24 protein-coding genes and 1 pseudogene are annotated in these 22308 nt (G+C 72.4%); 18 read left to right on the top strand and 7 right to left on the bottom strand.

The window, feature by feature from the left end; translation table 11 throughout:
- Positions 1 to 82 precede the first annotated feature (82 nt).
- The 7 genes from C2L59_RS22260 (at position 83) to C2L59_RS22290 (ending at position 6843) form a co-directional block, all read left to right on the top strand.
- Positions 83 to 862, top strand: coding sequence for a hypothetical protein (locus C2L59_RS22260; protein WP_103351446.1), 780 nt, complete (start codon positions 83 to 85; stop codon positions 860 to 862).
- A gap of 31 nt (positions 863 to 893) precedes the next feature.
- Positions 894 to 1928 (top strand): WXG100 family type VII secretion target, encoded by a 1035-nt coding sequence (locus tag C2L59_RS22265; protein WP_103351447.1) that lies wholly within the window; start codon positions 894 to 896, stop codon positions 1926 to 1928.
- Between the two features lie 3 nt (positions 1929 to 1931).
- A complete protein-coding gene (locus C2L59_RS22270; protein ID WP_103351448.1) occupies positions 1932 to 3293 on the top strand; it encodes a WXG100 family type VII secretion target in 1362 nt (453 codons plus the stop codon).
- On the top strand, positions 3293 to 3763 hold the full coding sequence (locus tag C2L59_RS22275) for a hypothetical protein (RefSeq protein ID WP_199199192.1): 471 nt from the start codon (positions 3293 to 3295) through the stop codon (positions 3761 to 3763). Before C2L59_RS22270 ends, C2L59_RS22275 begins: the two co-directional genes overlap by 1 nt.
- Positions 3760 to 4080, top strand: coding sequence for a YbaB/EbfC family nucleoid-associated protein (locus C2L59_RS22280; RefSeq protein WP_004558471.1), 321 nt, complete (start codon positions 3760 to 3762; stop codon positions 4078 to 4080). The genes C2L59_RS22275 and C2L59_RS22280 overlap by 4 nt, the downstream gene beginning before the upstream one ends.
- Positions 4080 to 5450, top strand: a complete 1371-nt coding sequence (eccD, locus tag C2L59_RS22285) for a type VII secretion integral membrane protein EccD (protein WP_103351450.1) — start codon at positions 4080 to 4082, stop codon at positions 5448 to 5450. Before C2L59_RS22280 ends, eccD begins: the two co-directional genes overlap by 1 nt.
- 121 nt (positions 5451 to 5571) lie before the next feature.
- Positions 5572 to 6843 carry a glycoside hydrolase family 30 beta sandwich domain-containing protein gene (locus C2L59_RS22290; protein WP_103351451.1) on the top strand — a complete coding sequence of 424 codons (1272 nt, stop codon included), beginning with the start codon at positions 5572 to 5574 and terminating at the stop codon, positions 6841 to 6843.
- 2 nt (positions 6844 to 6845) lie between these two features.
- Here the strand turns inward: C2L59_RS22290 and C2L59_RS22295 are convergent, their stop codons facing one another.
- Positions 6846 to 7886, bottom strand: a complete 1041-nt coding sequence (locus C2L59_RS22295; RefSeq protein WP_103351452.1) for a type VII secretion protein EccE — start codon at positions 7884 to 7886, stop codon at positions 6846 to 6848.
- Between the two features lie 142 nt (positions 7887 to 8028).
- Between C2L59_RS22295 and eccB the strand changes: the two genes are divergently transcribed.
- From eccB to C2L59_RS22310, 3 genes are read left to right on the top strand one after another with little or no spacing between them, the layout of a single operon-like run.
- Positions 8029 to 9450 (top strand): type VII secretion protein EccB, encoded by a 1422-nt coding sequence (gene eccB, locus C2L59_RS22300; RefSeq protein WP_103351453.1) that lies wholly within the window; start codon positions 8029 to 8031, stop codon positions 9448 to 9450.
- 11 nt (positions 9451 to 9461) lie between these two features.
- Positions 9462 to 10157 (top strand): response regulator transcription factor, encoded by a 696-nt coding sequence (locus C2L59_RS22305; protein WP_199199193.1) that lies wholly within the window; start codon positions 9462 to 9464, stop codon positions 10155 to 10157.
- Positions 10154 to 10792: a response regulator transcription factor gene (locus C2L59_RS22310; RefSeq protein WP_103351455.1), complete on the top strand. Its 639-nt coding sequence runs from the start codon at positions 10154 to 10156 to the stop codon at positions 10790 to 10792. The genes C2L59_RS22305 and C2L59_RS22310 overlap by 4 nt, the downstream gene beginning before the upstream one ends.
- A 13-nt stretch (positions 10793 to 10805) precedes the next feature.
- Here the strand turns inward: C2L59_RS22310 and C2L59_RS22315 are convergent, their stop codons facing one another.
- The gene (locus C2L59_RS22315; protein ID WP_103351456.1) at positions 10806 to 11600 is read right to left on the bottom strand and encodes a carbon-nitrogen hydrolase family protein; all 795 of its coding nucleotides are present in this window, start codon (positions 11598 to 11600) and stop codon (positions 10806 to 10808) included.
- Between the two features lie 84 nt (positions 11601 to 11684).
- Here C2L59_RS22315 and hisD point away from each other — a divergent pair, with 84 nt between their 5' ends.
- Genes hisD through hisB form a run of 3 tightly spaced genes read left to right on the top strand, consistent with a single transcriptional unit; the run spans position 11685 to position 14769 of the window.
- On the top strand, positions 11685 to 13010 hold the full coding sequence (gene hisD / locus C2L59_RS22320) for a histidinol dehydrogenase (RefSeq protein ID WP_103351457.1): 1326 nt from the start codon (positions 11685 to 11687) through the stop codon (positions 13008 to 13010).
- Positions 13007 to 14173, top strand: a complete 1167-nt coding sequence (locus C2L59_RS22325; RefSeq protein WP_233223634.1) for a histidinol-phosphate transaminase — start codon at positions 13007 to 13009, stop codon at positions 14171 to 14173. Before hisD ends, C2L59_RS22325 begins: the two co-directional genes overlap by 4 nt.
- On the top strand, positions 14170 to 14769 hold the full coding sequence (gene hisB, locus C2L59_RS22330; protein WP_103351458.1) for an imidazoleglycerol-phosphate dehydratase HisB: 600 nt from the start codon (positions 14170 to 14172) through the stop codon (positions 14767 to 14769). Before C2L59_RS22325 ends, hisB begins: the two co-directional genes overlap by 4 nt.
- Here hisB and C2L59_RS22335 read toward each other — a convergent pair.
- Entirely contained in the window at positions 14766 to 15335 is a 570-nt protein-coding gene (locus tag C2L59_RS22335; RefSeq protein ID WP_103351459.1) for an MBL fold metallo-hydrolase, read from the bottom strand. The two genes, hisB and C2L59_RS22335, sit on opposite strands and share 4 nt — an antisense overlap.
- 17 nt (positions 15336 to 15352) lie before the next feature.
- Between C2L59_RS22335 and C2L59_RS48160 the strand changes: the two genes are divergently transcribed.
- A complete protein-coding gene (locus C2L59_RS48160; protein WP_199199194.1) occupies positions 15353 to 15511 on the top strand; it encodes a hypothetical protein in 159 nt (52 codons plus the stop codon).
- Positions 15512 to 15563: 52 nt separating this feature from the next.
- On the opposite strand, the gene C2L59_RS22340 is transcribed toward C2L59_RS48160, so the two are convergent.
- The gene (locus C2L59_RS22340) at positions 15564 to 17747 is read right to left on the bottom strand and encodes an MMPL family transporter (protein ID WP_103351460.1); all 2184 of its coding nucleotides are present in this window, start codon (positions 17745 to 17747) and stop codon (positions 15564 to 15566) included.
- A 204-nt stretch (positions 17748 to 17951) separates the two neighbouring features.
- Between C2L59_RS22340 and C2L59_RS22345 the strand changes: the two genes are divergently transcribed.
- A complete protein-coding gene (locus tag C2L59_RS22345) occupies positions 17952 to 18539 on the top strand; it encodes a TetR/AcrR family transcriptional regulator (protein ID WP_103351461.1) in 588 nt (195 codons plus the stop codon).
- 21 nt (positions 18540 to 18560) lie between these two features.
- On the opposite strand, the gene C2L59_RS22350 is transcribed toward C2L59_RS22345, so the two are convergent.
- Both C2L59_RS22350 and soxR read right to left on the bottom strand, forming a co-directional pair.
- Positions 18561 to 19175, bottom strand: coding sequence for an RNA 2'-phosphotransferase (locus C2L59_RS22350; RefSeq protein WP_199199195.1), 615 nt, complete (start codon positions 19173 to 19175; stop codon positions 18561 to 18563).
- 33 nt (positions 19176 to 19208) lie between these two features.
- On the bottom strand, positions 19209 to 19670 hold the full coding sequence (gene soxR / locus C2L59_RS22355; protein ID WP_103351462.1) for a redox-sensitive transcriptional activator SoxR: 462 nt from the start codon (positions 19668 to 19670) through the stop codon (positions 19209 to 19211).
- 52 nt (positions 19671 to 19722) lie between these two features.
- Between soxR and C2L59_RS22360 the strand changes: the two genes are divergently transcribed.
- The 3 genes and pseudogenes from C2L59_RS22360 (at position 19723) to C2L59_RS22370 (ending at position 21754) form a co-directional block, all read left to right on the top strand.
- The gene (locus C2L59_RS22360) at positions 19723 to 20415 is read left to right on the top strand and encodes a thiamine pyrophosphate-dependent enzyme (RefSeq protein WP_103351463.1); all 693 of its coding nucleotides are present in this window, start codon (positions 19723 to 19725) and stop codon (positions 20413 to 20415) included.
- Positions 20416 to 20417: 2 nt separating this feature from the next.
- A pseudogene (locus tag C2L59_RS22365) lies at positions 20418 to 21319 on the top strand (transketolase family protein).
- 9 nt (positions 21320 to 21328) lie between these two features.
- Positions 21329 to 21754, top strand: coding sequence for an NUDIX hydrolase (locus C2L59_RS22370; protein ID WP_103351464.1), 426 nt, complete (start codon positions 21329 to 21331; stop codon positions 21752 to 21754).
- On the opposite strand, the gene C2L59_RS22375 is transcribed toward C2L59_RS22370, so the two are convergent.
- Positions 21740 to 22285 (bottom strand): NIPSNAP family protein, encoded by a 546-nt coding sequence (locus C2L59_RS22375; protein ID WP_103351465.1) that lies wholly within the window; start codon positions 22283 to 22285, stop codon positions 21740 to 21742. The genes C2L59_RS22370 and C2L59_RS22375 overlap by 15 nt on opposite strands.
- Positions 22286 to 22308 lie beyond the last annotated feature (23 nt).

The following is a 22308-nucleotide window of genomic DNA, read 5'->3' on the forward strand; positions in this document are numbered from 1 at the left end:
ACCGCGGTGGGTACTTTTGCCGTCCGCTCGCTTCCGGGGCCGAACTTACGCTCAGCCGAGCACACCCCCCGGAAGGAGACCCATGGCCGGCGAGTACCGGGCTGAGCCCGAGGCGATGCGCTCCGCCGTGGGCAACGTCGGGGGCATCATCGCCCACGGCATCAACGCCGTGGCCGACCTCGAACGGCTCGTCGTGCAGCCGATGTCGTTCGCGACCTTCGGCAGCACGGTCGCCGCCGCGAACGCGGCCCTGCACTCCAGCCAGATCACCGCCGTGCGCACCCTCCTGCAGCTCCTGCAGCAGATCAACGGGCTCGTCAAGGCCAGCGCCGATGCTTACCAGGCGGCGGACCAGGCCGCGGCCGCCGGCTACGGCGGCGGCCACCACGGCGGCTCTTCGCCGCCCGCGTCGTCGATCTGGGGCAGCCCGCACGCGTCCGAGCTGGCCACCCTGGCCATCAACGACAGCGCGGGCGCCCACGGCGAGCCGTCGTCGGTCGGGAACGTGCTGCGCTACCTCGGCGACGCGCGGCTCGGCCGGCTCGGCGACCACCCGATCACCGACACGCGCTTCCACGGGGTCGCCGACTTCAACGACTGGCTCGCCGGCGACGCCGACAACCAGGCGCGGGTCGGGCTGATCGAGGTCTACGCCGGCACCGCGCGCACGTTCTCCGACGTGCCCGGCGGGGTGCACAGCGGGGACGTCGTGGTGGTGGAGCCGCTGCTGTTCTCCGACCGCCAGCCGGTCATCGGCGTCGCCGGCGACGGCGGCCGCCTCTACAACCACGGGCTGCTCGACGCCCGCATCGGCGGGCCGGCGAAGGTCAGCGTCTACCGGCCCGCCTCCGTCGTCGCCTGATCGTCCGCTCCTTGAATCTCTGTGAGGTCCGATGCTGACTTTCCCGAACTCCAGCGCGATGGACGCGACCGCGTCCTCGGGCGGGCCGATCACCATCCTGCCGCAGATCGTCACCGGCCAGCCGGAGCAGATCGCGAAGCACGTGGTGGACCTGGTCAAGAAGGCCGAGCAGTTCCTCAGCATGTACAACGAGCTCACCAAGGCCGCCGACCAGCTCGGGAAGATCTGGTCGGGCGCGGCGAGCGAGTCGGCGCTGAAGAAGGTCAGCGACTCCCTCGACCAGCTCACGAAGATCATCAACGTCGTGCAGAAGGGCGCCGAGCTGCTCGGCGTCTCCGGCACGCTGATCAAGACCGCGCAGGAGGCCTACCGCGCGGTGGTCGCCGCGGTGAACCCGACGGTCGCCGCGCTGATGTCGAACTGGTGGACCTACGGGGCCGCGGTCGCTTTGTCGACCGCGACGAGCGCGTCGCTGCGGGCGTTCATCACCGCGATCGGCGCGCTGCTCAAGGCGCTGGGCGCGGTCGACCTCGCCCAGCAGGTCACCACGCTCGCGCAGGTCATCGGCGAGATCGAGAAGCTCTTCCACCACTCCTCCGGCAGCTCGGGCGCCACGACGCCGTCGATCGGGACCACCCCGGTGACCGCGCCACAGACCCCGCCGCCGGTGGCGAGCCCGTCGGGGCAGCAGGCGGTGGCGGGCGGGAGCGGCGGGGGGATCCCGCAGCAGCCTTCGTTCACCGACTACACCCCGCCCGCGCTCGCCACCGGCGGCGGTTCCAGCGGCACGGCGAACCCGGCGAACAGCTGGATCCCGGTCGACCACCCCGGCACGACGACACCGGCGGTCGTCCCCGCGCCCGCCCCGGCCCCCGCTCCCGTCCCCGCGCCGGCTCCGGCGCCGGTCGCCGGGCACGCCGACGAGGTCGTCATCCACACCAACCTCACCACCGGTGAGTCCACTGTGGAGGCTCCCGGTGGGCAGGACTTCGACCTCGACATCGCGCTGGACTACAACGGCAAGCACTTCAGCCAGCACGTCGGCTACGACGCGGCCGGGAACTGACCCGTGGCGGGCTCGGGGGTCGTCGACGCGTCCGGGGTGGTCAGCTCGGTGCTGTCCGGGTACCGGCGGGTGCTCGTCGAGTGCCGGCGGCGCGTCACCGGGGACCCCGCGGCGCTGAGCGCCGCCTCGCAGCGGGTCGCCGGCCGGGCGTCCGCGGTCTCGGGCCGCGCGCGCGAAATCGGCGAGTCCGCGAAGGCGCTGCACGCGGACTGGGACGGCGACGCCTACACCGCCTTCGCGACCGCGGCGGGCGAGCTCGGCACGAACCTCACCGAGGTCGCCACCAAGCTCGACGACCAGGCGAAGCGGCTCGGCACCGCGGCCCGGCTGGTGCAGTCCGCGGAAGCAGCCGTCGATTCGGTGCTCGCGCAGTTCGACCAGTACGCCGCCCAGCTCACCGCGCAGGCCCGCGCGGTGAACTCGGCTTCGGTCGGCGCCTTCATCCAGGCCGCCCGGCAGCTCGGCGAACAGAGCGTCGCCGCGGCCCGCCAGGTCGTCGACGAGTTCTCCGACGCGCTCGCCGAACTGTTCCCGCCCGAGGGCGTCGGACGGCTGGAACACGAGCTCGGCAAGTGGGCGCGCGGCCCGCTGCACTGGCTCAACGGCGAACCGCTCGACGGCCGGAAGCGGCCGCGGACCGTGCCGTCGTGGTTCGGCAACTCGGGCTGGAAGAAGCTGACCTGGGACGGCCTCGAAGGCACGCGCGCGCCGAAGAAGGCGGACACGCCGTTCGGGCAGCCCGAAGCCGAGGGCCTGAAGAACAAGATCGGCCGCAACACCGAGATCACCTACTACAAGTTCCAGCACGAGCAGGACGGCTTTTCCCCCGGCTACGACGGGAAGATCACGTCGAAGGGCTGGGACGCCGGCGCGTCCGGGCACGCGGAACTCGCGGCGCTGCACGGCGAAGCCGAGCTCAAGAAGGAGTGGGGCGTCGCCGAAGCCCACGCCAAGGGCACGGTGTTCGCCGGCGGCGAAGTGAGCGCATCCGGCACGATCGGCGCGCACGGCGTCGGCGCGCACGCGAACGCCTTCGTCGGCGGCAAGGTCGAGGGCGAGGTCGCCGCGGACGTCGCGGGCATCGGCGTCGGCGCGAACGGCACCCTGCAGTACGGCGTCGGTGCGCAGCTGGACGCGCAAGCCGTCTACGACGCCGGGCACCTCAAGGTGAACTTCAAGGCGGGCGCGGCGCTGGGGCTCGGCCTCGGCGTCGGCGCGAAGATCGACATCGACCTGCCGAAGCTCGGCCACACGATCGGCGAGTACGGCGGCGCGGCGGTCGACGCCGTCGGCCACGCGGCTACGGACGCGGCCGACGCCGTCGGTTCCGCCTGGGACGACGCCGTTTCGTACGTGGGGCTGTGATGACCCTTCCCCTCGACTTCGTCATCCCGGACGGCTGGACCGCCGTCGACCCGGGCGGCTCGGGCGCGGTGTTCGTCGCCGTGCACGACGCCCCACCGGGCGAGTTCGTCCCGAACATCACCGTGAGCGTGCAGCAGCGGCCCGACGACGCGTCGGTCGACGCCATCGCCGCCGAAGCCGTCGAACGCCTTTCGCGCACGCTGGCCGGGCTCGACGTGCTGAGCCGCCGCGACGTCGGCGAGCCGGCCGCCCCCGGTGTCATGCAGCTGCTGCGCCTGCGCACCGGCGAAGGCACCGAGCTGATCCAGACCCAGGTGCACCTGACGATCCCCGGCGCCACGCCGGCGGAGCGCCTGGTGCTCGAGCTCGCCTGCACGGCCGCACCCGCGACCGCCCGGGCGCTCTCACCCGGTTTCCAGCGGTTCGTGGGCAGCGTCCACGTCCGCCAGCACGAAGGGAAAGCACAGTGACCGATCCGTACGCGGTGCCGGACATGGACGAGCTGCTCGCGCAGGTGCGCAAGCAGACCGAAGAGGTCCAGCGGATCCAGCGCACGGTCGAGGCGATGGAGGTCAAGGCGCACTCGCGGCAGAACGAGGTCACCGTCACCCTCCGCGGCGACGGCCGGTTCACCTCGATCGACATCGACCCCCGCGCGATCCGCGAGTACGACGCCCGCAACCTGTCGGAGATCGTCCTGGAAGCGGTGAACGCCGGGCTGCAGAAGCTGGCCGAAGCGTCGAGCGCCAAGTTCGCGCCGGTGATCGCGGCCGCGAAAGACGTGTGATGACGGCTTCTCTGACCGGCACCACCCGGCGGGTCACGGTGGTGACGCCGAGGGCCCGCGTCGACGTCGCCCTGCCGCAGCAGTCGACGTTCGCCGAGCTCGTGCCCCAGCTGGTCCGGCTGGCCGGGGCGTCCGGGCAGGCGTCCGCCGAGCACCCGGGCTGGGTGCTCTCCCGCCTGGGCGGCGCGCCACTGGCGTTGGGTCTGAGCGTGGCGGCGGCCCAGATCCGGGACGGCGAAGTGCTGCACCTGACCCCGCGGGAGCGCCCGCGGGGTCCGCTGCTGTTCGACGACGTCGTCGACTCGATCGCCAGCGTCGCCGATTCCGACGGCGGCTGGGGCCCGTCGGTGGCCCGCCGGTCCGGCCTGGTGGCCGCGGTGGTGCTGCTGCTGGCCGGTGGCCTGCTGGTGCAGGCGGCGGCGTCGGGCAACGTCCTGGCGCCGATCGGGACCGGGCTACTGGCGCTGGTGCTGCTGCTCGGCGGCGGCGCGCTGAGCCGGGCTTACGGCGACGCCGAGGCGGGGGCGGCGGGCTCGCTGGCCGGGGTCGGCGTGGCGTTGCTGGCCGGGATGTCGGTGCTGCCGCCGCATCCGCTGTTCTCGCTGTCGGCGGGCCCCCTCGCGGCGGGCTTCGCCGCGGTGACGGTGTACGGCGTGCTGGCGGCGGTCTCGGTGGCGGATCGCCTGCCCTGGTTCGTGGCCATCACGGGCGCGGCGGGCTTCGGTGCGCTGACGACCGGTGTGGTCCTGCTGGCCGGTGTCTCCGCGGTGCCGGCCGCCGGCGTGGTGGCGGTGCTGTGCACGGCGTTGGCGGCGGTGGCGCCGATGCTGGCGTTGCGCCTGGCCCGCCTGCCGCTGCCGCGCGTGCCGGACGACATGGAGGCGTTCCGCGCGGACGAGCAGCCGTCGCTGGGAACGGAGATGATCGGCCGGACGTCCCGGGCCCAGGCGGTGCTGACGGGCTTGCTGGTGGCGCTGGGCCTGGTCGTGCTGGCGTCGTCGGTCGTGCTCTCGTCGGGCGGCCCGTGGGAGGCGGGGCTGGCCGCGTTGCTGGGCCTGGCGTGGATCCTGCGGTCGCGGTCGTACGCCGGACGGGCCCAGCGGCTGGTGCTGATCGGCTTCGGCGTCCCGGCGCTGGTGTGCGCGGGGGTGTGGCTGGTGGCCGCGGGCAACCGCACGGCGGTGTTCGCGGCCGGGTGCGCGGTGGTGCTGGCGGCGGTGGTCTGCCTGGTGTACGCGACGCGAGTGGCGCGGGGCCTGCGGTCGCCGTACTGGTCACGGCTGCTGGACGTGTCGGAGTTCGTGGTGCTGCTGTCGCTGGTGCCGGTGGTGGCGATGATCGCGGGGGTGTACGAAGCCGTCCGCGGCTGAGCCGTCTTCCGGCGTCGACGTATTCGACTGAACCTTTCATTGACGGTGCCGCGCGGGCGCTGTCAAGATTTGTTTTGGGAGCGCTCCCAGGTTGTTCGCCAGCCGACTCCAGGGAGATGCGATGTCACCACGTCCAGAGCAGTCCGAAATCGCCGGTTCGCCGCTGCTGAGCCGGCGCACCGTGCTGGCGGCGGGCGCCGCCCTGCCGGTGCTGGCGGCGGTCGCGACACCGGCCGCGGCGGCCACCGCGGTCGTCGTCGAGCCGTCGAACGTGCAGCAGACCATCCTGGGCTTCGGCGGGATGAACCACACCGTCTGGATCAGCGACCTCACCGCCGCCCAGCGCGAGACGGCGTTCGGCAACGGCACGAACCAGCTGGGGTTCACCGTGCTGCGCATCCCCGTCCACGAAGACCGCAACAACTGGAGCCGCGAGGTCGCCACCGCCCGCCGGGCGAGTGAGCTCGGGGCCAAGGTGATCGCCTCGCCGTGGAACCCGCCCGCGTCGATGACCGAGAGCTTCTCCGGCGGCAAGCGGCTGAAGTACGGCTCCTACGGCGCCTACGCCCAGCACCTGAACGACTTCACCGCCTTCATGGCGAACAACGGCGTGAACCTGTACGGGATCTCGGTCCAGAACGAGCCGGACTACGCGTCGGCGTGGACGGCGTGGACCCCCGCCGAGATCGTCAGGTTCCTGCGCGAGAACGCCGGCTCGCTGACCACCCGGGTCATCGCGCCCGAGTCGTTCCAGTACCGCAAGGCGATGTCCGACCCGATTCTCGACGACGCCACCGCACTGGCCAATGTGGACATCATCGGCACGCACCTCTACGGCACCTCGTTCGCGAACCTGCCCTACCCGCTGTTCCAGCAGAAGGGCGCGGGCAAGGAGCTGTGGATGACCGAGGTCTACTACCCGAACAGCACGGACTCGGCCGACCTCTGGCCGCAGGCGCTGGACGTGGGCGAGCACATGCACCGCGCGCTGGTGGACGGCCGGTTCCAGACCTACGTGTGGTGGTACATCCGCCGCTCGTACGGCCCGATGCGCGAGGACGGCCAGATCAGCAAGCGCGGCGCCTGCATGGCGCACTTCGCGAAGTGGGTCCGCCCCGGCCACCAGCGGATCACCGCGACCGCGAACCCGCAGTCGAACGTCTACATCTCGGCGTTCAAGAACGGCGCCCAGGTCGTCATCGTCGCGATCAACAAGAACACCGCGGCGGCCGACCTCGCGTTCACGATCCGGGACACCGGTTCCGCGACCGCGCAGACCTGGCTGACGAGCGCGAGTGCGAACCTCGCGCGGTACACCGACATTGCCGTCTCGAACGGAGCGTTCAACGCTCAGCTGCCCGCCCGGAGCATCCGGACGTTCGTCATCGGCTGACCTCAGCCGTCCAGCGCGAGCGGCAGGGTCCGGCGCACGCCGGCCCCATGCCGCCCGTGCAGCGGAACCACCCCGGGCGGCACCGGCACCGCGGCACCCGCCCGCGCCCCCACCCGGACCGTCACCTCGGCCTTCTCGCGCCCGCCCGCGGTCCGCGTCAGCGTGTACGACGTCGCCGTGAACGCCGCGCCCGGGACCGCCAAATCCAGCACCCGCGGCGATCGCGGCGCGAAGCACACCTGCCTGGAATCGCCCCACACCCACGATTTCCACCCCTCGGGCGCACCCGATGCGGGCCCCTGGACGCCCAGCGCCACCCGAAGCTCCTTCGCCAGCTCCCCGGCCTCCAGCACCGTGCTCTGGTACCCGGCCTCGGCCAGCACGCCCATCAGGCTCAACGCAGCCGACGCCGTGCTCCGCAACGCCCCCAGCTCACCCCCGCCGCGGGCCAGGGCCGCGATCGGGGCCAGGTCCGGCCGGTACCGGACCGCCAGCCACCGCACCCGCAGCACCTGCTCGCCCCGCGGGATCGCCCACGTCAGCAGCTGGGCCGACGCCAGCGGGATGTCCGCGCGCGCATACGCCGAACGCAGGGCGTCGACCAGCGGTCCCGGCGCGCCCGGTCCCGGCGTCAGCCGGATCAGCGCGCTCCAGCCGCCGTCGATCTCCGCGACGCCGAAGCGGTTGCCCGCGCGGTCGACGTGCTGGCGCACCTTCACCGGGCCGGCCACGGCCAGCAGCGGGTCCGGGCTGTCGCGGCGGGTGTCGTGGCGGCGCAGGCGGAACGCGGTCCACGTCAGCGCCCAGCCCGCCGGGTGCCGTCCGGCGAAGCGCACCGAAGTCAGCAGCACGACCAGACCCGCGCCGACGCTGACGCCGAGCCGGACCGGCTGGGCGACGCCGTCGACCAGCCAGGCGAGCAGGACGGCGATGGCGGCGAGCTCCCACACCGCGGCCTGCAGCGGGCGGATCGGCAGCAGCCAGGGCAGCGGCGTGGCCGCGGGCCGGGACGGTGCCAGGTGGACGGCGGTATCGACGGACACGGGCTCCCCTTTCCCCGGGCCCCGACGCTACTGCCTCCCCAGATGCGGCGTGGGCGTAAAAATTACCCTCGCCGCACCCGGAGTCCGGTGCCTAGCATCGGCGGCTCGGAGGGTTGACGCACACAGCCGGGGGCACAGCAGCGTGTGGACGCAGCGGGACCAGATCCAGGCGTACCAGTTCCTCCGCCGCAGGCTCGTCTCCGCCCTCGTCGCCGCCGACGCCAACCACCCCGTCTCGCCCAGCCGGCGGCTCGTGCTGGGCACGGTGCTCGGGATCGTGGCCGCCGTCGGAGTCACCGCCGTCTTCGGCATCATCGGGCTGCTGAACCCCTCCGGCGGCAAGGACTGGCTGACCGGCGGCAAGGTGATCGTCGAGGAGGGCACCGGCGCGCGGTTCGTGCTCGGCGCCGACGGCGTGCTGCACCCGGTGCTCAACTACGCCTCCGCGCGGCTGCTGGCCGGCGGCAACGGCGACGCGACCGTGTCCGTGTCGCCGGAGAACCTCGGCAAGGCCGGCCGCGGCACCCAGATCGGCATCCCCGGCGCGCCCGACTCGCTGCCGGCGTCGAACGCGCTCGTGAGCGTTCCCTGGACGAGCTGCAGCCGGACCACCCAGGACGCGCCCGCGTCGGCCGAGCCGCGCACCGCGGTGCTGCTGGCCGCGCCCGCCTCCGGCGTCGAACTGCCGCGGGACCAGGGCGTGATCGTCCGGCTGCCGCAGGGCGACCGGTTCCTGCTGGCCGGCGGGCGGCGCTACAAGCTGAGCGACGAAGCCGCCACCGCGCTGCAGTTCGACAGCTACCCGACGATCGCGGTGTCCTCGCGCTGGATCGACACCGTCCCGGCCGGGCGCGACCTCACCGCGCTGCCGGTCGCCGGCGCCGGCGATGCGGGACCGGCGGTGGGCGGCCGCGGCACCCGCGTCGGCGAGGTCCTCGCCGTCGTCGACGCGATGGCCGCGCCCGGCACCGCCACGTCGTACTACCTGGTCCGCGTCGGCGGGCTCGAGCCGGTCGGGCAGACCGAGGCGAGCCTGCTGGTGACGACGGAGGCCAACGCCGCCGCCTACCCGGGCCCGCCCGCGCCGGTGCAGGTCCGCGCGGCCGACGTCGCCGCCGTGGCGAAGGTCGCCGCGCCGCGGACCGGCGGCGCCGATCCGGCCGCCTTCCCCGACCGCATTCCCGGCAAGGCGCCGATCACCGGGAACGCCGTGGCGCTGTGCGTTCAGGGCAGCCGGCTGCTCGTTTCGGCCGAATTCCCGCTTCCCGCCGGCGCCAAGGCCATCCAGGTCGCCACCCGGACCGAAGCAAGGGTGGCGGACGAGGTTTACGTCCCCCCTTCGGGTGGGGCGGTCGTCGTCGAAGCCGGTTCGGTCACGACCTACCTGGTGACCGACACCGGCCGGAAGTACCCGGTGGTGAACGCGCAGTCCCTGGCCTCGCTCGGCTACGGAAGCGTCGCCAAGCCGCCGATCGCAGGTAGTTTGCTGGCATTGGTGCCGACGGGCCCCGCGCTGGACCCGGCCACGGCCGGGCGGCCGGCTCCGTCGGGTGGAACGGGGTGAAAGTCGTGCACATGACAGAAGAGCGTCCGACCGAGGGTGAGCTGGACCAGGGGCGGGTCCGGGTCGCGGTCATCGAAGACCACCCGCTGTACCGCGTCTCCGTGGAACGTGTGCTGGCCGAGGCCGACTTCGTCGAGCTCGGGGCGGTCGTCGACTCGGTCGCCCGGTTCCACGTGCACCGGCAGCCGCCGGGCAGCGTGGTCCTGCTCGACCTGGGACTGCCCGGGGTCGCGGGGGCGGCGGCCGTGCTGGAGGTGTGCGAGCTCGGGCACCACGTGCTCGTGGTCTCCGCACAGGCCGAGCCGGAGGTGGTGCTCGGCGCGATCGCGGCGGGGGCGCGCGGGTTCCTGTCGAAGGACGTCGACGCCGACGAGCTGCTGATCGCGATCAAGACGGTCGCCGGCGGCGGCGCGTACGTCTCGGCCGTGGTCGCCGGGATGATCATGAAGGACAACGCCGACCGGCCCGCGGTGTCGGCCGAAGCCGAGCTGTCGCCGCGTGAGGAGCAGGTGCTGCGGCTGGTGGCGGCGGGGGAGCGGGACGTCGACATCGCGCTGATCCTCGGCATCGGCGTCCGGACGGTCCGCGGCTACCTCGACCGGATCCGCGACAAGACCGGTGAACGGCGGCGGCCGGGGCTGGTCAAGGAGGCCATCCGCCGCGGCCTGATCGGCGGCGCGGGCCCCCGGCGCGGCGGCCGCAAATGAGCGAGTCGGCGCGGCGCATCTCCGTGGGCGTGATCGAGGACCACCCGCTCTACCGGTACGCGCTGACCCGCGTGCTCACCGAGGCACCGGACATCGAGCTCGGCGCGGTCGCCGACTCGGTGGCCCGGTTCGCGGTCCAGGACCAGCCGGCGGGCAGCGTCGTCGTCCTCGACCTCAAGCTGCGCGGTGTCCAGGACGCGGCCGCGGTCCTGGAGGTGGGGCAGATGGGGCACAAGGTGCTGGTGGTGTCCGCGCACGCGGAACAGCCGGAGGTGCTCGGCGCGATGCAGGCGGGCGCGAAGGGCTTCCTGTCCAAGGACGTCGACGGCGACGAGCTGCTGCGCGCGATCCGCACGATCGCCGACGACAACGCGTACGTGTCGCCGACGCTGGCCGGGATGATCATCCAGGACAGCGAGGAGCGGCACGCGGGCCCGAAGATCGTGTTGTCGGAGCGGGAAAAGCAGGTCCTGCGCCTGGTGGCGGCGGGGGAGCGGGACGTCGACGTGGCGGAGATCCTCAACATCAGCGTCCGCACGGTCCGCTCGTACCTGGACCGCATCCGCGACAAGACCGGCGAACGGCGACGCGCGGGCTTCGTCCGCGTCGCCATCCGCGAGGGCCTGCTCCGCTAGCCCGGACCCGACGCTAGAGGCGGCGGTTGGCCAGGGCTCCCGTGGCGGCGCGGGCCTGGGCCGACACCGCCGGGTCCACGTCCACCAGCAGCGTCTCCGCGCCCGCGCCCGCGGCGGCGACCACCCGGCCGAAGCCGTCCGCGACCAGCGAGTACCCGATCCCGGTCGGCGCCTTCGGGTTGACCGTGACGCCCGTCGCCGCGGGGTCGGCCTGGCCGCAGCCCAGCACCCAGCAGCCCGAATCCAGCGCCCGCGCGCGCACCAGGACCTCCCACTGGTCGCGCTTGCCCTCGCCCGCGCCCCACGACGCCGGCAGCAGGACGACGTCGGCGCCGTCGTCGGCGAGCGCGCGGAACAGTTCCGGGAAGCGCACGTCGTAGCAGGTCGCGACGCCGTAGACGACGCCGTCCAGCTCGAACGTCGTCGCCGTGGTGCCGGGCGCCACCGTGGCGGACTCGGCGAACCCGAACGCGTCGTAGAGGTGGATCTTGTCGTAGCCGCGGTGGTGCCCGCCGCCGGTGATCAGCAGCGTGTTGCGGACCCGTCCGTCCTCCGCCGGGGTGAACATCCCGGCGACGACGACCACGTCGTGCTCGGCGGCCACCGAAGCCACCGCCGAGGCCCACGGGCCGTCGAGGGGCTCCGCGATCGCGTCCAGCGGCCGGCCGAACCGCGCCATGGCCGCCTCGGGGAACACGACGATCCGCGCGCCGTCGGCGGCCGCCGCCTCGACGCCGGAGCGAATCAGCTTCAGGTTCGCCTCCGGATCGTCACCCGAGTTGACCTGGCACAACGCGATTCGCGCCACCGCTGCCTCCTGCATGCTGGGATCGGCCGTCACCGGGGAGTATCGCCGACGGGCGTCCCAGTGTGACCTCGTACCCTTGAGGGCATGTTGAACCGCACCGACCTGCGCGGGCAGGTCCCGACCGCCGCCGAACTGCGCGCCACGCTCCCTCGCGCCGAATACGACGTGGACGCGGCGCTGCATCACGTGCGCCCGGTGGTCGAGGCGGTCCGCGACCGCGGTGTCGAAGCCGTCCTCGAGTACACCGAGAAGTTCGACAAGGTCCGCCCGGCTGCCGTGCGCGTGCCGCGCCCCGAGCTGACGCAGGCCCTGCGGGAGCTGGACCCGGCCGTCCGCGCCGCGCTCGAGGAGTCGATCACCCGCGCCCGGAAGGTGCACGCCGAGCAGGTCCGCACCGACGTCACGACCACCGTCGTCGAGGGCGGCACGGTCACCGAGAAGTGGGTGCCGGTCGAGCGCGTCGGGCTGTACGCGCCGGGAGGGCTGGCCGTGTACCCCTCGACGGTGGTGATGAACGTCGTCCCGGCGCAGATCGCCGGCGTCGGCTCACTGGTCGTCTGCTCGCCGCCGCAGGCCGCGTTCGGCGGGCTGCCGCACCCGACCATCCTCGCCGCGGCCGAGCTGCTCGGCGTCGACGAGGTGTGGGCGGCCGGCGGCGCGCAGGCCGTCGCGCTGCTGGCGTACGGCGGCACGGACACCGACGGCGCCGAGCTGACCCCGGTCGACGTCGTCACCGGCCCCGGCAACATCTACCTCACCGCGGCCAAGCGGCTCCTGCGCGGCCTGATCGGCATCGACGCCGAGGCCGGGCCGACCGAGATCGCCATCCTCGCCGACGAGACGGCCGACCCGGTGCACGTCGCCGCGGACCTGATCAGCCAGGCCGAGCACGACCCACTGGCGGCGAGCGTCCTGGTGACGACGTCGGCGGAGCTGGCCGACGCCGTCGACCACGAACTGCTGAACCGCGTCGCGGCGACGAAGCACGCTTCGCGGGTTGCCGAAGCGCTGGGCGGTAAGCAGTCCGGCGTCATTCTGGTGTCCACAGTGGACGACGGCGTCCGGGTCGTCGACGCCTACGCGGCCGAGCACCTGGAGATCCAGACGGCGGACGCGCGCGCGGTCGCCGCCCGGATCCGCAACGCGGGCGCGATCTTCGTCGGCGCGTACGCCCCGGTGTCGCTCGGCGACTACTGCGCCGGGTCCAACCACGTGCTGCCCACCGGCGGGTTCGCCCGCCACTCCTCGGGCCTGTCCGTGCAGAGCTTCCTCAAGGGCATCCACGTCGTGGACTACACCGAGGACGCGCTGCGCGAGGTCGCCGGCCGGGTCGTCGCGCTGGCCGACGCCGAGGACCTGCCCGCGCACGGCGAGGCCGTCACCGCGCGCTTCGGAGGTGCGATCCGATGACGATCGGCGAAGAGGTCACCCTGGACCAGCTGCCGCTGCGCGAAGACCTGCGCGGCAAATCGCCGTACGGTGCGCCGCAGCTGGACGTCCCGATCCGGCTCAACACGAACGAGAACCCGTACCCGCCGCCGCCCGAGCTCGTCGCGGACGTGGCGGAGGCGGTTCGTCTCGAGGCCGCCGAGCTGCACCGCTACCCGGACCGGGACGCGGTGGCGCTGCGCCAGGACCTGGCGGACTACCTGAGCGTGTCGACGCGGGTGGTGCTGTCGGAGGCGAACGTCTGGGCGGCGAACGGGTCCAACGAGGTGCTGCAGCAGATCCTGCAGGCGTTCGGCGGGCCCGGGCGCCGCGCGCTCGGCTTCGAGCCGTCGTACTCGATGCACCCGATCATCGCCTCCGGCACCCGCACCGAGTGGATCCCGGCGCCGCGCCGCGCCGACTTCACCCTGGACACGGCCGCGGCGGCCGCGGTCATCGCGGAACGGCGTCCGGACGTCGTGTTCGTGACGAGCCCGAACAACCCGACGGGTGGTTCGATCCCGCTGTCCGAGCTGCGGGTGCTGCTCGACGCGGCCACCGGAATCGTCGTGGTCGACGAGGCGTACGCGGAGTTCTCGTCGCAGCCGAGCGCGGTCGAGCTGCTGGCGGACTACCCGTCGCGGCTGATCGTCTCGCGCACGATGAGCAAGGCGTTCGCCTTCGCCGGTGGCCGGCTCGGCTACCTGGCGGCGGCGCCGGCGGTGGTCGACGCGCTGCAGCTGGTGCGCCTGCCGTACCACCTGTCGCGGCTGACGCAGGCGGCGGCACGGGCGGCCCTGCGCCACGCGGACGCCACGTTGGACAGCGTGCACAAGCTGGCCGCGGAACGCGACCGGGTCGTGGAAGCGCTGGCGGGGTTGGGGTACGACCCGGTCCCGAGCGACTCCAACTTCGTCCTCTTCGGACGGTTCGCGACGCCGTCGGCCGCTTGGCAGTCCTATTTGGACCGCGGGGTGCTGATCCGCGACCCGGGCATCCCCGGTCACCTGCGCGTGAGCATCGGCACCCCGGAAGAGAACGACGCCTTCCTCGAGGCTTCTGTCCCCTGGGGCCAAGCCCCAGACCCCAGCCGGGGGGCAAGCCCCCCTGGACCCCCCAACGCGGTTAAGGAAGTCTCGCGATGACCCGCATCGGCAAGGTCGAACGGACCACCAAGGAGTCCTCGATCTTCGTGCAGCTGGACCTCGACGGAACGGGCGAGGTCGACATCTCGACCGGCGTCCCGTTCTACGACCACATGCTGACGGCGTTCGGCGTCCACGGCTCGCTGGACCTGAAGGTCGAGGCCACCGGCGACGTCCACATCGACGCCCACCACACGGTGGAGGACACGGCGATCGTGCTGGGGCAGGCGATCCGCCAGGCCCTGGGCGACAAGAGCGGGATCCGCCGGTTCGGCGACGCCTGGATCCCGATGGACGAAACCCTGGCCCACGCGGCGATCGACGTCTCGGGCCGGCCGTACTGCGTGCACGTGGGCGAGCCGGAGCAGTTCACCACGTTCACGATCGGCGGCAACTACCCGTTCGTGCTGACCCGGCACGTGTTCGACTCGCTGGCGTTCCACGCGCAGATCGCCCTGCACGTCCGGGTGATCCACGGCCGCGACCCGCACCACATCGCGGAGGCGGAGTACAAGGCGGTGGCCCGCGCCCTGCGCACGGCGACGGAGCCGGACCCGAGGGCGGGCGGCATCCCGTCGACGAAGGGCGTGCTCTAGACCTCGGACACGGTTCCCGGCTTGGCGACTGCGTCGGTTCCGGCGCGGTCGGCAGCTTGGGCCGGGTCGAGGAACGGGCCGAGGTGGGTCAGCACGAGCTTCCCCGCAGCGTGACCTGCGCGGGCTGCGTCCTCCGGCGTCAGGTGCACCGGCGACGGTGCCGGCACGTCGGCCTCGCACAGGAAGAGGTCCGCGCCGGCGGCCAGTTCGGTGAGCGCCGCGTACGGGCCGGTGTCGCCGGAGTAGGCGAGTACGCGGTCGCCGTCGGTGACGCGGACGCCGAACGCCGGGAAGCCGTGCTCGGCCGCGGTGGTGGCCAGGGTCAGCCCGCCGGCTTCGGCGAAGTGGCCGGGCAGCAGATCGGCGACGTGGTCGGCGTGCAGGTGCGAGATCCAGATGGCGTCGACGTCGGTGAGCGCCGTGTGCTGCTGCAGCGCGGCGAGGGTGCCGGGGCCGGCGTCCAGCCAGACGGTCGCGCCGCCGCCGCGCACGAGGTAGCCGGAGCAGGGTTCCCCCGGCCGCGGGTAGGAGCTGGCGCTGCCCAGCACGATCAGGTCCAAGGGCATGTGGCACCCTAACCGGCGTGAACAGTGGTGTGGTCGGCGTGCTCCTGCTCGCCCTGGGCGGTTTCCTGGTGGGCGGCGTCTACTCGACGTGGAAGACGGCCAAGTTCATGGCCGTGGTGCTGGGGATCGCGGCCCTCCTCGCCATCGGCGGCGCGATCTTCTGGTTCTCCAGCTGAAACGGTGAAGGCCCCCTCGGCGCACCGGGAGGGCCTTCACACACGCGGACGATCAGCGGCTCGCGCCGACCAGCTCCCGCCCGTCGTCGCCGGGGGCGTCGTCCAGCTGCTTCGTCAGCTTCTCGCCCTCCACGTCCACGTCCGGCAGCACCCGGTCGAGCCACTTCGGCAGCCACCACGCGCCGCGGCCGAGCAGGGACATCACCGCCGGGACCAGCGTCATCCGGACCACGAACGCGTCCACCAGCACGCCGAACGCCAGCGCGAAGCCGATCGACTGGATCAGCGACGATTCCGCGAGGATGAAGCCGGCGAACACGCTGATCATGATCAGCGCCGCCGCGACCACCACGCGCGCCCCGTGGCGGAAGCCCGTGACCATCGCCTCCTGCGGCTCCGCGCCGTGGACGTGCTCCTCGCGCATCCGCGTCACCAGGAACACCTGGTAGTCCATCGCCAGCCCGAACAGCACGCCGATCAGCAGGATCGGCAGCATGCTCATGATCGGGCCGGTCGAGGCGACGCCGAGCAGGTCCGTGAGCCAGCCCCACTGGAACACCGCGACCACTGCGCCGAAGGTCGCCGCGACCGAGCCGAGGAAGCCGATCGTGGCCTTCAGCGGCACCACCACCGAGCGGAACACCAGCATCAGCAGCACGAACGCCAGCCCGACGATCAGCGCCAGGTACGGCAGCATCGCGTCCGACAGCTTCTCGGAGACGTCGATGTTCGCCGCCGTCTGCCCGGTGACCGACAGCTTCGCGTCCAGCGAGCCGGATTCCGTCCGGATCGCGGACACCAGGTCCTCGGTCTGCGTGCTGCTCGGACCGCTCTTCGGGATCACCGTCAGCAACGCCGTGTCACCGGTCTGGTTGACGCGCGGCGGGGTGACGGCGGCGACGTCCGGCAGCTTCTGGATCGCGGCCGCGGCCTGGCCGAGCGCGGCCTGGCGGTTGGCGCTCGCGGAGACGTCGACGACCACCAGCAGCGGCCCGTTGGAGCCCTCGCCGAAGCTGCGGCTGGCGATGTCGTACGCCTTCTTCTGCGTCGACTCGGGCGCCGCGGTGCTGTCGTTGGGCAGGCCGAGCTGCATGCTCAGCGCGGGGAGCGCGACGACGGCCATGCCGGCCAGCGCGACGAGCAGCACCGGGATCCGGTGGCGGGCGACGAACCGCGCCCAGCGCTCGCCGTGCGTCGTTTCGATCGGCTTGCGGCGCAGCCGGATGCGGCCGCCGGCGACCCGTGCGCCGGCGAACCCGAGGATCGCGGGCAGCAGCGTCAGGGCGATCAGCACGGCGATCGCGACGGTGACGGCCGCGGCGACCCCCATCTGGCCGAGGAACGGGATGCCGACCACGGTCAGGCCGGCCAGCGCGATGATCACGGTGAGCCCGGCGAACACGACGGCGGACCCGGCGGTGCCCGTGGCGCGGCCGGCGGCTTCCTCGGGGTCGCGGCCGATGCTCAGCTCGTGGCGGTAGCGCGACACGATGAACAGCGCGTAGTCGATGCCGACGGCGAGGCCGATCATCAGCGCCAGGATCGGCGTGTTCGAGTTCAGCTCGAGGAACCCGGAGGCGAGGAAGATGCCCGCCATCCCGGTGCCGACTCCGATCAGCGCGGTGAGCAGCGGGATCCCGGCCGCGAGCAGCGAGCCGAAGGTGATGATCAGCACGACGGCGGCCACCGCGACACCCAGGCCTTCGGTGGCGCCGGTCGCGGGCACGCCCTGCACGGCGTCGCCGCCGAACTCGACGGTGAACCCGGCGGCGCGGCCGGCGTTCGCCGTGTCGAGCAGCGCCTGGCGGTCGCCGTCGGTGAGTTCGTACGCCTTCGCTCCGTAACTGACCTGAGCGAGCGCGACGCGCTGGTCGGGGGAGATGGACCGCGCCTGGAACGGGTCGACGACGGCGACGACCTTCGGTGCCGTCTTCAGCTGGCCGACGAGGGCTTCGACGGCGGCCTTGCCCTTCGCGTCGGTCACCGTGGTCCCGGCCGGCGCCTCGATGACCACGCGTGCGGTGGCGCCACCCGCGTTGGCCTGCGGAAACTTCTCCGTGAGCTGGTCGATCGCCCGCTGCGACTCGGTGCCGGGGATCGTCACCGAGTTCGACAGCTGGCCCGACAGCGTCAGCGCGCCCAGGCCGAGCGCCACGAGGACGGCCGCCCAAACGGCCGCGACCAGCGCTTTCCGCCGGAAGGAGAACCGGCCCAGCCGGTACAGGAAGGTCGCCACGAGTCAGCTCCGTTTCGCCCGAACGGGGTCAGTTCACTCCACAGGGTCTTTTCCAAGCTAGCCGATCGGCAAGGGTGACTCCAAGCCGATCGGCAAGTATGTGACTTGCCGAACAGCAGGTTTAGTCCTAGCCGACCGGCTAGTAAGGCGGTTTGCCGATCGACAAGGCGTGACGTAGGCTCCGACGGCTGCTGAGGAGGAAGAATGACCGCCGGCCCGGCCGAGGACACCCGGACCCGACTGCTGCAGACCGCACTGCGCCTGTTCACCGAACACGGGGTCGAGGGCACGTCGCTGCAGATGATCGCGGACGCGCTGGGCATCACGAAGGCGGCCGTCTACTACCACTTCAAGACGAAGGCGGAGATCACCGAGGCGGTCGCCGAGCCGGGCGTGCGCGACCTGGACGACCTGGTCCGCCGCGCGGCGGCGCAGAAGCGCCGGGGCGCGCAGGTGGACCTGCTGCTGGAGGGGTTCGTCGACCTGGTGATCCGGCACCGGGCGCTGGTGGCGCTGTTCTCGAGCGACCCGGGGATCGCCCGCGCGATCGAGAAGTCGGCCCACGGCGGCATGGAGGGCTTCGGCCGGGTGTTGCTCGGCATCCTGTCGGGACCCGACCCGGACACGACGGCCCGCGTCAACGCCCTGGTGACGCTGACCGGCATCGCCATGGCCGGCGGCTCCCCGGACCTGGCCGCCCTGGGCGACGAAGAGCTGCGCGCGGAGCTGCTGGACGTGGGCCGCCGCCTCTTGGGCCGTCCTCGCCGCCGAACTCCGGTGCCGACTCTCTGACGATCCGGGACACTCGCGTGCTCAGGCGGGTATCTCGCGTGGCTGGAGGGGCATCTCGCGTGACTGGAGGGGCGACTTCCGTGGTAGGCGGGGCATCGCGGGGTCAGGCGAGGCGGCGGAGGTAGTGCGGGGGACTGAAGCCGTCAGCCAGACTCCGTTGGCGCTCACCTGGAACGTGTGTCCTGACGCGAGCATCGCGGCCGCGTCGACCCGGAGGATCACCGGCTTGCCGCGGCGGGCGCCGACCGTCCGGGCCGTGTCCGGGGTGGCCGACAGGTGGACCGCGTGGCGGTTCATCGGGCGCAGGCCCTCGTGGAAGATCGCGTCCAGGAACTTGGCCACCGTGCCGTGGTAGAGCACCTCCGGCGGTGTCGCGTCCGGCAGGCCGAGGTCGATTTCCACGCTGTGGCCCTGGCTCGCGCGGATGCGCGTTCCCGTTTCGTCGAAGGCGAAGCGGCGCTTGTTGTTCTTCTCGACCACTTCGTCGAGTTGCGCGCGGGTGATCGAGAGCGCGCGCACGAGCGTGTCGACGGGGGCCCAGCCGTCGGGCGAGAGGGTGAGGCCGAGGGCGGCGGGGTCGTGGCGCAGGTGGCGCGCCAGCCGCTTCGAGATGCGGACCAGTTCTTTTTCGTTCATTGCCTTCCCAGCATCCCGCCGCGCGCAAGCGGTTTAGATGCCGCCTTCGACCGCGGGGCGCAGTTTGCTCGCCCCCGGACCGAACCGGGCCAGCTCGTCGTCGTTGTTGTACAACGCGCAGCTGCGCAGGGACAGGCAGCCGCAGCCGACGCAGCCGGTGAGGCGGTCGCGAAGCCGTTGCAGGGCGTCGATCCGGGCGTCGAGCTCCTGCTGCCAGTCGCGGGACACGCGCGCCCAGTCGGCCTTCGTCGGGGCGTGGTCCACCGGCAGCGTCGCCAGGGCCGCGCTGATGTCCTCGAGCGAAAGCCCGACGCGTTGCGCGGCGCGGATGAACGCGATCCGGCGCAGCACCGAGCGGGCGTAGCGGCGCTGGTTGCCCGCCGACCGCTCCGAACCGATGAGCCCCTTTTCCTCGTAGAACCGCAGAGCCGTGTGCGGAACCCCGCTGCGTTCCGCCACCTGTCCGATGCTGAGATGTTCAGCGAGCCTGGTCACCAGGTCAGGCTATCCTTGACTTCGAGTTTAGTCGAGGTTGCATCGTCGGGTCATGACCACTGTGACCGAACCCGGCTACGCCGACCTGCCGCGGCTGATCGCGCTGATGACCGGCGACGAAAAGCACAGCGCCGCCGCGGAGTCCACTTTGGACGTCCTGTGGGTGCTCTACGACCGCGTGCTCGACGTCTCACCCGAAAACTTCCGCGAGCCCGGCCGCGACCGGTTCCTCCTCTCCAAGGGGCACGGCCCGATGGCGTACTACGCCGTGCTCACGGCGAAGGGCTTCATCGCCGAAGCGGAGCTGCCGACGTGGTCCGACCCGGTGTCGCGGCTCGGCTACCACCCCGACCGGCGCCGCATCCCCGGCGTCGAGATCTCCAGCGGCTCGCTCGGCCACGGCCTGCCGATCGCCTTCGGCACCGCCCTCGGCCTGCGGGCTCGCGGCCTGACGCGGGCCAAGGTCGTGACGCTGGTCGGCGACGCCGAGCTGGACGAGGGCTCGAACCACGAGGCGATCGTCGTCGCGGCACGGGCCGGCCTCGAAAACCTGACCACGGTGGTGGTCGACAACCAGTCGTCGACGCGCGGCTGGCCGGGCGGGATCGCGCGCCGCTTCGCCGTCGAGGGCTGGGAAACCCGCACGGTTTCCGGCCGCGACCACGACGCGCTCTACGACGCCTTCACCACCGCCCACCCCGGCCGGCCGCTCGCCGTGGTCGCCGTCGTCGAACCGAAGGGCTGAACATGCTGCCGATGCGCGAAGAGTTCCTCGCCACCACCGAACGGATCATCGACGCGGACCCGGACGTGGCGGTCGTCCTGGCCGACATCTCGGCCGCGCAGCTCGCCGGCGCCGCACGGCGCCACCCGGACCGCGTGATCAACGTCGGCATCCGCGAGCAGCTCCTGGTCAGCACGGGCGCGGGCCTGGCCCTGGCTGGCCTGCGGCCGATCGTGCACACGTTCCCGTCGTTCCTGGTGGAACGCGCTTTCGAGCAGATCAAGCTCGATTTTCGCACCAGGAGGTGGGCGGGGTCCTCGTGTCGTGGGGAGCGTCGTACGACATGCCGGCAGCGGGCCGCACGCACCAGTCTCCGGCGGACGTGGCCCTGATCGACTCCCTCCCCGGCTGGACGATCCACGTCCCGGGCCACCCGGCGGAGGCCCGCCGCCTCCTGCTGGAGTCGATCCCCGGCGACGGCCGCGTGTACCTGCGGCTTTCGGCGCAGGAAAACGCTTCCGCGCACCTGGGCGTGGGTTTCACCAGGCTGCGGGAGGGCTCGCGGGGCGTCGTGGTGGCGGTCGGACCGGTGCTGGACCGGGTCCTGCGCGCAACGGCGGGCCTGGACGTGACGGTGCTGTACGCATCGACGATCCGCCCGTTCGACGGCGCCGGCCTGCGGTCGGCGGTGTCCGCCGCCGCCGACGTGGTGCTGGTGGAGCCGTACCTCGCCGGGACGTCGGCGCACTGCGTGGCGGAGGCCCTTTCCGACGTGCCGCACCGGCTGAAGGCGCTCGGGGTCCGCCGTGACGTCGAGATCCGCTCGTACGGCGAGATCGCGGACCACGACCTGGCGCACGGGCTGGACGCCGGGTCGCTGGCAATGTCCATCCGGGAGTTCCTGGCGGAGCCCGGAACCCATTAGCGTGGCCCCATGCCCTCGATCCGGCCGATCGTTCTCGCCGTCATCCGGCGGGGAACCTCCCTTCTCGTGTTCGAAGCGCACGACGACGTCAAGGACGAGACCTACTGCCGGCCGCTCGGGGGTGGGATCGAATTCGGGGAACACAGCACCGACGCCCTCGTGCGCGAGTTCCGCGAGGAGCTCGATGCCGAGATCACCGTGCACGCGCTGGTCGGGGTGCTCGAGAACGTCTTCCTCTGGCGGGGCCGTCCCGGGCACGAGATCGCCTTCGTCTACGAAGCCGAGTTCGCCGACGCCGGCCGCTACCGGCGCGAGGAGATGAAGATCCTCGATGATCCCGCCACCGCCCGGTGGATCGACCTCGCCGGATTCCGGGACGGCCGCCGGATCCTCTACCCCGAAGGGCTCATCGGGCTCCTTTCACCGGATCAGTGATCGCGAAGCCGGCTCCAGCCGCTCCGAAGCGTCCGAGACCGGCGCCCGGCTGAACCACACCGCGAAGGGACCGTCGGTGCGGACCGGCAGCTGCGGGAACGTGTTCTCCGCCGGCTCGGTTTCGAACGCCGCGAACACCGGATCCGGTGGTGGCGAGGGAGAGGTGACCGTCACGTACACGCCTTCGCCCGGTGGTGGCGCGGCCAGGCCGCGGTGGACCGGGCGCAGCAGCAGCACGTTGTCCGAGTCGATCATCGTGGCGTTCGCGGCCGGGCGGTGCTCCTTCCACACCGGGCCGAAGTAGAACTCTTCCAGCGCCGCCTTGCGGGACGCCAGCGAGCGGAAGCCGCGCAGCCACACGAACTCGTCCGGGGCCGCCGGTGCGCGGAACAAGCCGAACAGGTGCGCCCCGGCGGCCTCCTGGGGCTCGATGAACTCGCGCTCGAACAACTCGATCAGCTCGTCACGACGGCCCGGGTGCAGCGTGTAGCGCCGCAGCTCCAGGACCGTCTCGAAGTCGGAAGTGGTCATGCCGCCGAAGCTAGCGGCCACCA

It is taken from the genome of Amycolatopsis sp. CA-128772, assembly GCF_002904295.1.
Lineage (GTDB): Bacteria > Actinomycetota > Actinomycetes > Mycobacteriales > Pseudonocardiaceae > Amycolatopsis.